The following is a 12568-nucleotide window of genomic DNA, read 5'->3' on the forward strand; positions in this document are numbered from 1 at the left end:
TGCCGGGCGTCGCGAACCGGTGAACCATTCCGGTCGCCGCACTAGGCGGTGGGCTCCCCGCCTGCCGGGCGACACCCTGCACCCACGCTCGCGGAGTTCCGAAGGGTCCTGGTGGATCCACCACGAGCACCTTCCGGCGCCTCGCGAGGGCCCCCACCGCCCGCCGCCCCCGTCGTCCGCCCGGCCCGGGCCGGGCGGACGACAGGAGTGTGCCGACAGGACCAGGGGGCGGCGGAGGGGCTCGCGCCATCCCCGTGCTCCCGCGCTTTCCCGCCGCCCGGGCCCCGACCGCCGCGAGGGCGCGGCCGGCGGGGCCGGGCGCGTACGGTCCGGGCAGCGGCGACATCCGGCCGCTGTGCGCCTTCCCACAGTCCCTCGGACCCCGAGCGGCCCTCCATGCCGATGCGCCGCCCCGTACCCTGTCCCTCGTGGCAGAACCAGTGGTGCGCATCCCGGATGCGAAGGTCGCCCTGTCGACGGCCTCCGTCTATCCGGAGTCGACAGCGACGGCCTTCGAGATCGCCGCGCGCCTCGGGTACGACGGGGTCGAGCTCATGGTGTGGACCGATCCGGTCAGCCAGGACATCGATGCGCTGCGCCGGCTCAGCGACTACCACCAGATCCCCGTTCTCGCCGTCCACGCCCCCTGTCTGCTCATCACGCAGCGCGTCTGGTCCACGGACCCGTGGGTCAAGCTCCAGCGGGCCCGAGCGGCCGCGGAGCGGCTCGGCGCCGGCACCGTCGTCGTCCACCCGCCCTTCCGGTGGCAGCGTCAGTACGCCCGCGACTTCGTCGCCGGCATCTGGCGCATGGCGAACGAGACGGATGTGCGGTTCGCCGTCGAGAACATGTATCCCTGGCGCTACCGCGACCGCGAGATGCTCGCGTACGCCCCCGACTGGGACGTGACGAGCGACGACTACCGTCACTTCACCATCGATCTCAGCCACGCCGCGACGGCCCGTGCGGATGCCCTGGAAATGCTCGACCGCATGGGCGAGCGCCTCGGCCATGTCCACCTCGCCGACGGCAACGGTTCCAACAAGGACGAGCACCTCGTCCCCGGCCGCGGGGTCCAGCCCTGCGCGGAGGTCCTCGAGCGTCTCGCGCTCACCGGCTTCGACGGGCACGTCGTCGTCGAGGTCAACACCCGCCGCGCCATGTCCGGCGCCGAGCGCGAGGCCGACCTCGCCGAGGCCCTCGCGTTCACGCGCCTGCACCTCGCGTCGGCCGTGAGGGTGCCCCGCGCGTGAGTGAGGTGCTCGAGCGGTGACCGAGGCGACCGGAGCGGGACGCGTCCGCCGCGGCAGGGGGCGGCCCAGCCGCAGGGAGACGGCGGCGGCACCCGCCACCCGCGATCGCATCCTGGAGGCTGCCCGCGAGGAGTTCTCCGAGCGCGGCTACGAGAAGACGTCGGTGCGCGGCATCGCCAAGGCGGCCGGGGTGGACTCCGCGCTCGTGCACCACTACTTCGGCACCAAGGAACAGGTCTTCGAGGCCGCCATCGAGGTCGCCTTCGCGCCCGCCCTGGACGCGCCGGAGGCGTTCGCAGCCGGGCCGCGCGAGGCCGTCGGTGAACGCCTGACCCGCTTCGTCTTCGGCGTCTGGGAGAACCCCACGACCCGTACGCCGCTGCTGGCGATCGTCAGGTCGGCCGTGAACAACGACACCGCGGCCGCCGTCTTCCGCCGCCTGGTCGCCGCGCAGCTGCTGCGCCGTATCGTCGGCCAGCTCGACGTCCCGGACCCGGAGCTGCGCACCGAACTGGCGGCCTCGCAGCTGATCGGGGTCGCGATACTGCGTTACGTGATCAAGGTGGAGCCGCTGGCCTCCGTGGACCTGGAACAGCTGGTGGCACGGGTGGCACCGGTCGTACAGGGGCATCTGACGAACCCGTGACGGGCGCCCGGCGCACCGCGCGCACAGGGGCGCGCCGAGCCCTGCCGACCAAGACGCGCATCCCGTATTCCGGACACTTGAGTCCGGCCCTTGGAGCACCGGCGTACGCTCGACGTGAGTCAGAACTCTCCGAAGGAGCGAGCGACGATGCCCGAGCTGAGGTCCCGCACAGTCACCCACGGCCGCAACATGGCGGGCGCCCGCGCCCTCATGCGTGCCTCCGGTGTACCCGGTGCGGACATCGGACGGAAGCCGATCATCGCGGTCGCCAACTCCTTCACGGAGTTCGTGCCGGGCCACACCCACCTCCAGCCGGTCGGCCGGATCGTCAGTGAGGCGATCAAGGAGGCGGGCGGCATCCCGCGCGAGTTCAACACGATCGCGGTCGACGACGGCATCGCCATGGGCCACGGAGGCATGCTGTACTCCCTCCCCTCCCGCGACCTGATCGCGGACAGCGTGGAGTACATGGTCGAGGCCCACTGCGCCGACGGCCTGGTCTGCATCTCCAACTGCGACAAGATCACCCCGGGTATGCTGATGGCGGCCCTGCGCCTGAACATCCCGACGGTCTTCGTCTCCGGCGGCCCGATGGAGTCCGGCCGCGCCACCCTGGTCGACGGCACGGTCCGCACGCTCGACCTGATCGACGCGATCGCCGACGCCGCCAGCGACAAGGTCTCCGACGAGGACATCCTCCGCATCGAGGAGAACGCCTGTCCGACCTGCGGCTCCTGTTCCGGCATGTTCACGGCCAACTCCATGAACTGCCTGACCGAGGCGATCGGTCTGTCCCTGCCCGGCAACGGATCGGTCCTGGCCACCCACACGGCCCGGCGGGCGCTGTACGAGGACGCGGCCCGCACGGTCATGGACCTCACCCGCCGCTACTACGAGCAGGACGACGAGACGGTCCTGCCCCGTAGCATCGCCACGTTCTCCGCCTTCGAGAACGCGATGGCGCTCGACATCGCGATGGGCGGTTCGACCAACACGATCCTGCACCTGCTGGCAGCGGCCCAGGAGGCGGGTGTGCCGTTCGGCCTGGAGGAGATCGACCAGGTCTCGCGCCGGGTGCCCTGCCTGGCGAAGGTGGCCCCGAACGTCGCCAAGGACCGCACGTACTACATGGAGGACGTGCACCGCGCCGGCGGCATCCCGGCCCTCCTCGGCGAGCTGCACCGCGGGGGCCTGCTGAACGAGGACGTCCACGCGGTCCACAGCCCGTCCCTCGCGGACTGGCTCAAGACCTGGGACGTCCGCGGCGGCTCCCCGTCCCAGGAGGCGGTGGAGCTGTGGCACGCGGCGCCCGGCTGCGTGCGTTCCGCCGAGGCCTTCTCCCAGTCGGAACGCTGGGAGTCCCTGGACGAGGACGCGGAGAGCGGCTGCATCCGCTCCGTCGAGCACGCCTACTCGAAGGACGGCGGTCTGGCGGTCCTCAAGGGCAACCTCGCGGCCGACGGCTGTGTGGTGAAGACGGCGGGCGTCGACGAGTCGATCTGGACGTTCGAGGGGCCCGCGGTCGTCTGCGAGTCGCAGGAGGAGGCCGTTCAGAAGATCCTGACCCAGCAGGTCAAGGAGGGCGACGTCGTCGTCATCCGGTACGAGGGCCCCAAGGGGGGCCCGGGCATGCAGGAGATGCTGTACCCGACCTCGTACCTCAAGGGCCGGGGTCTCGGGAAGGCCTGCGCGCTGGTCACGGACGGTCGTTTCTCCGGCGGCACGTCGGGTCTGTCGATCGGCCACGCGTCCCCCGAGGCGGCCTCGGGCGGCACGATCGCCCTCGTCCGGGACGGCGACCGGATCCGTATCGACATCCCGAACCGCACGATCGATCTCCTGGTCTCCGACGAGGAGCTGGCCACCCGCCGCGAGGCCCTGAACGGCGACTACGCCCCCGCGAACCGCGACCGTAAGGTCTCGGCCGCGCTCCGCGCGTACGCCGCGATGGCGACGAGCGCGGACAAGGGGGCCGTGCGGGATGTGAGCAAGCTGGGCTGAGGGCTCACTGCGTAGGGGCCGCCCCCTCGGGGGCGGCCCCTACGGCATGTCACCAGCGTGACGGGTCGCGTCCGTCGACGGCGAAGACGGTGCCGTCGGGGGCGGTGGCGTAGACGTGGCCGTCGGCGAGCACGGGTTCGGGCAGCGCGGCCATCACTCGGTCCGAGTTCGTGCGGAGGCGGGGTGGAGTCTGGCCGACGAGGCGTCCCTTCTCGGTGTCGAAGGCGAGGAGGCGTCCGTCTGCCGCGGAGAAGTAGAGATGTCCGCTGTCCACAACGGGCGTCGAGCCGCGGCTCACGGAGGTTTCGAGGTGCCAGAGCCGCTTGCGCGTGCCCATGTCCAGGGCGTCCAGGGAACCACCGATGGCGAGGAGATACACGACGCCGGCGTGCACGGTGGCGCGGGCCAACTCGCGCCGGACCGGCAGCACCATGGTGCGCGTCGACTCGGATACCGGGGCATAGATGACCAAGGCTTTCGTCTGGCCGTAGACCGGGTCGATGGAGAGGAAGTAGACGGAACCGTCCTCGGTGTCGAACGGTTCCAGCGACCCGTCCAGGTGTGCGTCCCATCGGACGTCACCCGTGTCCGGATCCACAGCGGTGACGTGCGTGCTCGATCCGTCGTCGGAGGTGCTCGTCGCGTAGGCCAGCGTGTCTCCGGCGAACGATGTGAAGTACGGCGTGCTCTGCCCGGGGATCCGGCCGGTCCACTCCGCCTTCCCCGACGCACCGTTCACGCCGGTGACCGTCCCGTCAGTTCCGGTGATCAGGAGCATGCCGCCGGACGCCCGCACAGCGCCGTGCGCGGGCATGTTCCGCTGCCAGCGTGTCCTGCCCGAGGAGGGGACCAGCGCCTCCAGGTGCCGGCCTTTGCTGGTCGACGGCTGGACGAGACCCCCCGACAGGACAGGCGGTCCGTCCCCCTCCACCCCGGTGAGGGTGTGGCGCCACAACCGGCTCCCGTCGGACGGGTCGAGGGCGAAGACCTGGCGGGACTGTGTGCAGAGCAGCTTCCCGGCTCCGTAGGAGCACTGAGCCGCGCCGCCGCCCGACGTGGGTTTCGCCTCCCACGCGTGAAACCCGTGCGCCGTGGTACGCGGCGTGGCGGCATCCGATGCGGGCGTCGGCCCTCCGACGGACAGGGCCGTGACCGCAGCGCCGATGACGAGGACGATCGCCACGCCGGCCAAGACCACGCTCCTGAGCGGGCGCTTCCCGTGCCGTCGCCTCGGCTCCTCGACGCGTGCTTCCGGGCTCGGCACGTCGTTCGCCCGCTGCGGGGGTATGAACGCCTGCGTGTCGTACGAGGCCGCTGCCGACCGCAGTTCCCGCATCAGCTCGTCCGGGGTGGGACGGTCCTCCGGCTCCTTGGCGAGGCAACGCAGCACCAGCGGCGCGAGATCCTCCGGCACACCGGTCAGGTCCGGGTCGTCGTGCACGACCTGGTAAGCGACGACGTACGGACTGTCCGAGTCGAACGGGCCCCGGCCGGTCGCCGCGTGCACCATCACGGACCCGAGGGCGAAGATATCGGCGGCGGACCCGACTTCCCGGGGCCGCCGGAACTGCTCGGGGGCCATGAAGGGGGGCGTGCCGATCAACTTGCCGGTCTCGGTGCGCAGTTCGCTGTCCTTCGGCCGCGAGATGCCGAAGTCGATGACCTTCGGCCCGTCTTCGGCGAGCAGGACGTTGCTCGGCTTGAGATCCCGGTGCACGACCCCGACGCGGTGGATGTCGCGCAGCGCCTCCGCGAGTCCGGCCATCAGCCGGCGCAACTGCGCCGGGGGCATGGGACCGTTCCGCTTCACGTGATCGGACAGGGTCGGGCCGGGGATGTACAGCGTGGCCATCCACGGCCGTTCGGCTTCCGGGTCGGCGTCGACAACGGGCGCGGTGAAGGCGCCGCTCACCCTCCGGGCCGCGGCGACCTCCTGCCGGAAGCGGCCCCTGAACTCGGGGTCCTTGGCGAAGTCGGCGTGTACGACCTTCACCGCGAGCTTCATTCCCGAGGTGCTCCGGGCCAGGTGCACCACGCCCATGCCGCCGGAGCCCAGGCAAGACTCAAGGCGGTAGTGACCGGCGTATTCGGGAAGTTCCGATTCCGGGCCAGGTCCGGTGTTGCGCTGTGGCGACATGGACCACCCCCGTGCTGTTCTTTCGCGCGCGACGCAGGGAGCCTAGTCGATGACTCGTACGAGACCGAGGCGGCTTGCTAGCCTCCGCGTGCGAATTGTATACGTGTGTTTCATGGCGTGATTCGAGGGAATCAACGGGACCCCATGGCAGTCATGGGGTCCAACGGGGGAGGTTTTCCATGTCTGTTGACCGCGTCGATGAAGGCCGTACCGACCAGGGGGCGGAGGCTGTCGCGGCGGCCGCTGCCCTGCGCTACTACCCGGTGGCTCCGGGCGTCCGGCTCAATGTGCGCAGCGGTCCCGGTACCGGCTACGCCGTCGTCCGCGTTCTGCCCGAGGGCGCCAAGGTCCCGATTTTCTGCCAGTCGCCGGGTACGGCGGTGACGGGCCCGTACGGCACGAGCAACATCTGGGACAACATCGACAGCGGCGAGTTCGTCTCGGACGCCTACGTGAAGACCGGCAGCGACGGCTACATCGCCGCGCGCTGTGGCTGATTCAACCCATGAGAGGACAGTGATGATGTCGCGCACGCGCAGGTCCATCCTTCTGACGAGTGCTGCTGCCGGAGCCCTCCTCATGGTGCTGGGCGCGTCTCCGACCGCCTCGGCACAGCCCGCCGCCATTTCGTACCCGGTCGCACCTGGTGTCCGGCTCAATGTGCGCAGCGGTCCCGGCACCGGGTACTCCATCGTCAGCGTTCTGCCCGAGGGCGCCAAGGTCCGGGTCTACTGCCAGACGTCGGGTACGACGGTGTCGGGTTATTACGGCACGTCGAACATCTGGGACAACATCGGCAACGGCGAGTTCGTCTCGGACGCCTACGTGAACACAGGCAGCGACGGGTACATCGCTCCGCGTTGTGCCTGAGACCGGCGGGCGGGGCCCTATGGCGTCCGGAGTGATAATCGACGCGTGAACGACGAGAACGGCACCCCGGACACCTCCAAGGGCCCCCGCCCCGAGCCCCTGCGTTTCTTCGGCACGACCTGGGTGAACCACGACGACGGCTACGCGGCCCGCCGCGCGGCCGTGTCCGTCGGCGCGCTCGTGGCCGCCGCCGTCTCTTGCCTCGTGCTGCGCTTCGCCTACCAGGGCCTCGAGATCGCCGACGTCGGCTCGGCGGTGGCCGTGCTGGTCGTGGTGATGTTCGCGGTGTGCAGCGCACTCGCGTTCAACCACACCTGGGGGTCCTTCACCAAGCGCCCCGACCCGGAGCGTCAGGCATCCCTCCGCGGCCTGCTGGCGATCGGCTTCGTCGGCTCCCTGCTCGCCTACTTCCTTCGCTCCCTGACCGAGGCCCCCGGCGAGAAGCTCCACCGCGAGGAGTACGACCAGGCTCGCGCCGCCCACAAGAAGCGGGCGTCCCGGCGCACGGGCAACCCGTCGCGCAAGCGCCGTTCCTGATCCGTCTTGCGCCTCCCGCCCCCCGAACCCGCAGACTCGATGGCCATGGCCCGCCGGCATGGACGTATGACCGCCTCCTCCCACGCCACTCGAGCCCGCTCCTTCAACGCCGCGGCGGCTCAGTACTCCGCGAACCGCCCGTCCTACCCGCCTGCCCTCTTCGACGCCCTGGAAGAGCTTGCAGGCCGTGCTCTCGCCGGCGCCCGTGTCGTCGACATCGGAGCGGGCACCGGCATCGCGACCCGCCTTCTGCACGCGCGCGGCGCGGACGTCGTCGCCGTGGAGCCCGGCGACGGCATGGCGGCCGAGTTCCGCCGCGGCCTCCCCGGTGTCCCCCTCCTGCGCGGCGACGGCAACGCCCTTCCGCTCGCCACCGCCTGCGCCGACCTGCTCACCTACGCCCAGGCCTGGCACTGGACCGACCCGGCCCGCTCGGTGCCGGAGGCCCTGCGGGTGCTGCGTCCGGGCGGCGCCCTCGCGCTGTGGTGGAACATGGACGCGCAGGACGTGCCGTGGATCGCCGCCCAGGCGGACCGGATCAGGCGTTACTTCGGCGCCGAGCACGCCTCCAAGAGCGGCGCCGGCGGCACCCGCACCGAAGCTGCCTTCGAAGGTGCCCCCGCGGTCCCGCGCCACACTCACCGGGTCGTGCGCTGGAGCCGCAGGGTCTCCGTCGACACCCACCTCGCCAACATCGGCAGCCACTCGATCTTCCTCGTCCTCGGCGAGGAGGGCGCGCGGGTCTTTCTCGCCGAGGAGCGGGAACAACTGCTCAAAGCCTTCCCGAGCGGCGTCGTCGAGGAGGTCTACGACGTGTACCTGGTGGTCGCCACCACCTCCTGACCGGGTCGGCGGCCCACTCCTTCAGCGCCGCCGCGCACGCGTGGTCCAGGTTCCGGAGCCGGCCCGGTTCCAGCCGTACACCCCGTCGCGGGAGAGTGCTTCCAGCGCGTCCAGCAGCTTCGGCAGCCGCCGGAACGCTGCTGGGTGAACGCCGAGGCGTACGAGCCGGATTGCTCAGTTCCGATCGCCCCGTCGAGCGCCTGAGCCGCCGTGCACCCGGGCTTGACGGCCGCCACCGCCACGCGCAATATTCATCGCATGATGAATATCAGCTTTCAACGCCCGCCCGACCCGCCGCAGTCCGGGACCGGCCCCGCCGTCCGCGCCGAACACCTCACCGTCGTACGCGGCCCCCGCACGGTCCTGCGCGGCCTCGGCTTCACCGTCCCCCGCGGTCGGATCACCGGCCTGCTCGGCCCCTCCGGCTGCGGCAAGTCGACCCTCATGCGCGCGATCGTCGGCACCCAGGCCAAGGTGACCGGCACCCTGGAAGTCCTCGGCCGCCCCGCCGGCGACGCCCTTCTGCGGTCCCGCATCGGCTACGTCACCCAGGCCCCCTCGGTCTACGGCGACCTGACCGTCCGCCAGAACCTCGAGTACTTCGCCGCGATCCTCGACCCCGGCCGCGCTGCCGCCGCCCGCCGCTACGAGAAGGTCACCGGGGCCATCGCCGACGTGGACCTCACCACGCGCGCCGACGCCCTCGCCGGCAACCTCTCCAGCGGCCAGCGCAGCCGTGTCTCCCTCGCGGTCGCGCTCCTCGGCACCCCGGAACTTCTCGTCCTGGACGAGCCGACAGTGGGCCTCGACCCGGTTCTGCGCCGCGACCTCTGGGCCCTCTTCCACACCATCGCGGCCGATCGCGGCGCCACGCTCCTCGTCTCGTCCCACGTCATGGACGAGGCCGAGCGCTGCCACAGCCTCCTGTTGATGCGCGAGGGCGAGATTCTCGCGGAGGGCACCCCCGACGCCCTGCGGTCCCGCACGGGCGCGGCAACGGTCGAAGCGGCGTTTCTCCATCTGGTCGACGCGACGGCGGCGAAGAAGACGGCAGGAAAGGAAACGGTCCGATGACCACCACGACCCCGCAGCCGAACGTGAGGGCCCTGACCCTCTCACGTACGACGGCGACGGCCGTCCGTGTCCTGCGCCAGCTGCGCCACGATCCGCGCACCATCGCGCTGATGATCCTCATCCCGTGCCTGATGCTGTTGCTGCTGCGCTATGTCTTCGACGGCAGCCCGCGCACGTTCGACTCGATCGGAGCCTCGCTCCTCGGCATCTTCCCGCTCATCACGATGTTCCTGGTGACCTCGATCGCCACTCTGCGCGAACGCACCTCCGGCACCCTGGAACGCCTCCTGGCGATGCCGCTGGGCAAGGCCGACCTCATCGCCGGTTACGCCCTCGCCTTCGGCACCGTGGCTGTCGTCCAGTCGGCCCTGGCCACGGGCCTCGCGGTCTGGTTCCTGGGACTGGATGTCACCGGTTCGCCCTGGCTCCTGCTCCTGGTGGCCCTTCTGGACGCCCTGCTCGGCACGGCCTTGGGCCTGTTCGTCTCCGCCTTCGCCTCCTCGGAGTTCCAAGCCGTCCAGTTCATGCCCGCGGTGATCTTCCCGCAGCTTCTTCTCTGCGGTCTGTTCACAGCCCGTTCCGCCATGCACCCGGTCCTGGAGGCCCTCTCCGACGTCCTGCCCATGTCGTACGCGGTGGACGGCATGAGCGAGGTCCTCAAGCACACGGACATGACGGCGACGTTCGTGCGTGACGCACTGGTGGTGGCGGGCTGCGCCGTGCTGGTCCTGGGGCTCGGAGCGGCGACGCTGCGCCGACGCTCGGCGTGAGCGGGGATCGGCGGCGTCGGCCCGGCACCCTCGTCCGCCCACCGGACAACCGAGCCGGGCCGGTGCACCCGGTGCGAGGATGAACCCGGACGACGCAACCCCCGGAGGGCATCCGCACCATGACCCAGAAAGTGGCAGTCCTCGGCACCGGAAAGATCGGCGAAGCCCTGCTCAGCGGGATGATCCGTGGCGGCTGGACGCCCGCTGACCTCCTGGTCACCGCTCGTCGCAAGGAACGAGCCGGGGAGCTCCGCACCCGCTACGGCGTCACGCCGGTCACCAACCCCGAGGCAGCGAAGACCGCCGATACGCTGATTCTCACGGTAAAGCCCCAGGACATGGGCACGCTCCTCGACGAACTCGCCCCGCACGTTCCCGCCGACCGTCTGGTCATCAGCGGCGCCGCCGGCATCCCCACCTCCTTCTTCGAGGCACGCCTCGCCGCCGGCACCCCGGTCGTGCGTGTCATGACGAACACACCCGCCCTCGTCGACGAGGCCATGTCCGTCATCTCGGCCGGCAGCCATGCGACCGAGGCGCATCTCGCCCACACGGAGGAGATCTTCGGGGCGGTCGGCAAGACGCTCCGTGTCCCCGAGTCCCAGCAGGACGCCTGCACCGCCCTGTCCGGATCGGGTCCGGCGTATTTCTTCTATCTGGTCGAGGCCATGACCGACGCCGGCATCCTGCTCGGTCTGCCCCGCGACAAGGCCCACGAACTGATCGTCCAGTCCGCGATCGGTGCGGCGGTGATGCTCCGCGACAGCGGCGAGCACCCCGTCAAGCTCCGCGAGAACGTCACCTCGCCCGCGGGCACCACGATCAACGCGATCCGCGAACTGGAGAACCACGGGGTGCGAGCCGCACTCATCGCCGCGCTCGAAGCGGCCCGTGACCGCAGTCGCGAACTGGCGTCCGGCAACAACTGAGACCAGGTGCCCACCGCCCGGAACCCGACGGTGGGCACCTGGTCTTCAGACAGCCGGCAGCAGCCCGATCGCCCGGTAGGCCGCGTCCACCCGCGGCCGGGCCATCTCTCTGGCCCGTTCAGACCCGGTCCGGAGCACCTCGTCGACGTGCTCCGGGTCCGCGCACAAGGCCCGGTGCCGCTCCTGAACCGGCCGCAACACCTCGACGACGGCCTCCGCGGTGTCCTTCTTCAAGGCGCCGTAGGAGGAGTAGGCACCGCTCAGCTCTTCCGGGCTCCGCCCCTCGCACGCCGCCAGGATCTCCAGCAGATTCGCCGGTCCCGGTCGCGCCTCCCGGTCATAGACGACGTCCGACCCGCTGTCGGTGACGGCTCGCATGACCTTCTTCCGCACCACATCGGGTTCGTCGAGCAGATAGACGATCCCCGGCCCCGAGTCCTCGGACTTGCCCATCTTCGACATCGGGTCCTGCAGGTTCATGACCCGGGCCGCGACCTTCGGATGGGTCGCCCGGGGCACGACGAACGTGTGCCCGTAACGCTGGTTGAACCGCACCGCCAGGTCCCGGGCCAGCTCCACATGCTGAGCCTGGTCGTCCCCCACGGGCACCTCGTCGGTCCCGTACGCCAGGATGTCCGCCGCCATCAGCACGGGATACGTGAGCAGCGACAGCCGCACACTTCCGCCACGCACCCGCTCACGCGCGGCCTTCTCCCTGTACTGGATCATCCGCCGCATCTCGCCGTCGGCGGCCACGCACTCGAGCAGGTACGACAGCCGGGTGTGCTCGTCCACATGACTCTGCACGAACACGGTGCACTGTTCCGGGTCGAGCCCCGAGGCCAGCAACAGCGTCGCCGTCTGCCGACTGAGCCTGCGCACCCGCGCCGGATCGTGGTCCACGGTCAGGGCGTGCAGATCCACGACGCAGAAGAGCGCGTCCGCCTGGTGCTGGTCCACTTCGGCCCACCGGCGCATGGCACCCAGGTAGTTCCCCAGCGTCAGATGCCCGGTCGGCTTGACCCCGCTGAAGACCCGTGTCATCTCTCCACCTCCTGGTAGGGGCCGCCGCGACCGGCCGGCCGACCCTCGGAGAGGAGATACGAGAACGGCCGCCGAAGCGGCGGCCGTTGAGCGCATACGTGAGTCCGGCCGCCGTCAGGCGGCCCACCACTGCTGGTTGCACGTACACGAAGTCATGCCCGAGAGCGTACGCTACTCGGGGCCTACGCGCAGAGGGTTGACACAGGCTCGCCCGATCCGTAAAGTTCTCCGGGTTGTCCGACGTGAGCGCCGATCAAGGTCGGTCCCCGGGCAGCCACTCCGCAGGTACCTACCGATAATCGACGATCCGTCGTCGTGTGTATTGGCATGCGTATTTTCGGAATGAGGAATCCGCGTTCGAGCTCAGGCAAGGGCGCAGCCCCGATTAGCTCGGACGGCAGGAATCCGCTAAAGTCTCACTCGTCGGAACGGCCCATTGGTCGTGAGGACAAACCCGGTTGACC

12 protein-coding genes are annotated in these 12568 nt (G+C 70.4%); 10 read left to right on the forward strand and 2 right to left on the reverse strand.

The features are described from left to right. Positions 1–428: 428 nt before the first annotated feature. From VXC91_RS36625 to ilvD, 3 genes are all read left to right on the forward strand, one after another. Positions 429–1253, forward strand: coding sequence for a sugar phosphate isomerase/epimerase family protein (locus tag VXC91_RS36625; RefSeq protein ID WP_329511669.1), 825 nt, complete (start codon positions 429–431; stop codon positions 1251–1253). Positions 1254–1269: 16 nt separating this feature from the next. Beyond that, positions 1270–1899 carry a TetR/AcrR family transcriptional regulator gene (locus VXC91_RS36630; protein ID WP_329511670.1) on the forward strand — a complete coding sequence of 210 codons (630 nt, stop codon included), beginning with the start codon at positions 1270–1272 and terminating at the stop codon, positions 1897–1899. A 147-nt stretch (positions 1900–2046) separates the two neighbouring features. After that, entirely contained in the window at positions 2047–3900 is a 1854-nt protein-coding gene (gene ilvD, locus VXC91_RS36635; RefSeq protein WP_329511671.1) for a dihydroxy-acid dehydratase, read from the forward strand. 49 nt (positions 3901–3949) lie between these two features. Here ilvD and VXC91_RS36640 read toward each other — a convergent pair whose 3' ends face one another. Then, a complete protein-coding gene (locus tag VXC91_RS36640; protein ID WP_329511672.1) occupies positions 3950–6037 on the reverse strand; it encodes a serine/threonine-protein kinase in 2088 nt (695 codons plus the stop codon). A 179-nt stretch (positions 6038–6216) separates the two neighbouring features. Between VXC91_RS36640 and VXC91_RS36645 the strand changes: the two genes are divergently transcribed. The 7 genes from VXC91_RS36645 (at position 6217) to proC (ending at position 11060) form a co-directional block, all read left to right on the forward strand. After that, positions 6217–6534 carry an SH3 domain-containing protein gene (locus VXC91_RS36645; RefSeq protein ID WP_329511673.1) on the forward strand — a complete coding sequence of 106 codons (318 nt, stop codon included), beginning with the start codon at positions 6217–6219 and terminating at the stop codon, positions 6532–6534. Positions 6535–6556: 22 nt separating this feature from the next. Next, a complete protein-coding gene (locus tag VXC91_RS36650) occupies positions 6557–6907 on the forward strand; it encodes an SH3 domain-containing protein (protein ID WP_408057566.1) in 351 nt (116 codons plus the stop codon). 45 nt (positions 6908–6952) lie between these two features. Then, positions 6953–7444 carry an EamA/RhaT family transporter gene (locus tag VXC91_RS36655; RefSeq protein WP_329511674.1) on the forward strand — a complete coding sequence of 164 codons (492 nt, stop codon included), beginning with the start codon at positions 6953–6955 and terminating at the stop codon, positions 7442–7444. A gap of 66 nt (positions 7445–7510) precedes the next feature. Beyond that, a complete protein-coding gene (locus VXC91_RS36660; RefSeq protein WP_329511675.1) occupies positions 7511–8287 on the forward strand; it encodes a class I SAM-dependent methyltransferase in 777 nt (258 codons plus the stop codon). A 258-nt stretch (positions 8288–8545) separates the two neighbouring features. Next, the gene (locus VXC91_RS36665; protein WP_329511676.1) at positions 8546–9361 is read left to right on the forward strand and encodes an ABC transporter ATP-binding protein; all 816 of its coding nucleotides are present in this window, start codon (positions 8546–8548) and stop codon (positions 9359–9361) included. Next, complete coding sequence (locus VXC91_RS36670) at positions 9358–10131, forward strand: ABC transporter permease (protein WP_329511677.1); 774 nt, start codon at positions 9358–9360, stop codon at positions 10129–10131. Before VXC91_RS36665 ends, VXC91_RS36670 begins: the two co-directional genes overlap by 4 nt. A 119-nt stretch (positions 10132–10250) precedes the next feature. Further along, positions 10251–11060 carry a pyrroline-5-carboxylate reductase gene (proC, locus tag VXC91_RS36675; protein WP_329511678.1) on the forward strand — a complete coding sequence of 270 codons (810 nt, stop codon included), beginning with the start codon at positions 10251–10253 and terminating at the stop codon, positions 11058–11060. 45 nt (positions 11061–11105) lie between these two features. Here the strand turns inward: proC and trpS are convergent, their stop codons facing one another. Continuing rightward, complete coding sequence (gene trpS / locus VXC91_RS36680) at positions 11106–12104, reverse strand: tryptophan--tRNA ligase (RefSeq protein WP_329511679.1); 999 nt, start codon at positions 12102–12104, stop codon at positions 11106–11108. Positions 12105–12568: the final 464 nt, after the last annotated feature.

This window comes from Streptomyces chiangmaiensis (genome assembly GCF_036281785.1).
Classification (GTDB): Bacteria; Actinomycetota; Actinomycetes; order Streptomycetales; family Streptomycetaceae; genus Streptomyces; species Streptomyces chiangmaiensis.

What these genes read in the sequence shown, in the direction of transcription:
- VXC91_RS36645 (WP_329511673.1), top strand. Translation starts at nt 6,217, where the DNA reads ATGTCTGTTGACCGCGTCGATGAAGGCCGTACCGACCAGGGGGCGGAG.
- VXC91_RS36670 (WP_329511677.1), top strand. Translation starts at nt 9,358, where the DNA reads ATGACCACCACGACCCCGCAGCCGAACGTGAGGGCCCTGACCCTCTCA.
- VXC91_RS36640 (WP_329511672.1), bottom strand. Translation starts at nt 6,037, where the DNA reads ATGTCGCCACAGCGCAACACCGGACCTGGCCCGGAATCGGAACTTCCC.
- VXC91_RS36660 (WP_329511675.1), top strand. Translation starts at nt 7,511, where the DNA reads ATGACCGCCTCCTCCCACGCCACTCGAGCCCGCTCCTTCAACGCCGCG.
- trpS (WP_329511679.1), bottom strand. Translation starts at nt 12,104, where the DNA reads ATGACACGGGTCTTCAGCGGGGTCAAGCCGACCGGGCATCTGACGCTG.
- proC (WP_329511678.1), top strand. Translation starts at nt 10,251, where the DNA reads ATGACCCAGAAAGTGGCAGTCCTCGGCACCGGAAAGATCGGCGAAGCC.
- VXC91_RS36650 (WP_408057566.1), top strand. Translation starts at nt 6,557, where the DNA reads ATGATGTCGCGCACGCGCAGGTCCATCCTTCTGACGAGTGCTGCTGCC.
- ilvD (WP_329511671.1), top strand. Translation starts at nt 2,047, where the DNA reads ATGCCCGAGCTGAGGTCCCGCACAGTCACCCACGGCCGCAACATGGCG.
- VXC91_RS36665 (WP_329511676.1), top strand. Translation starts at nt 8,546, where the DNA reads ATGATGAATATCAGCTTTCAACGCCCGCCCGACCCGCCGCAGTCCGGG.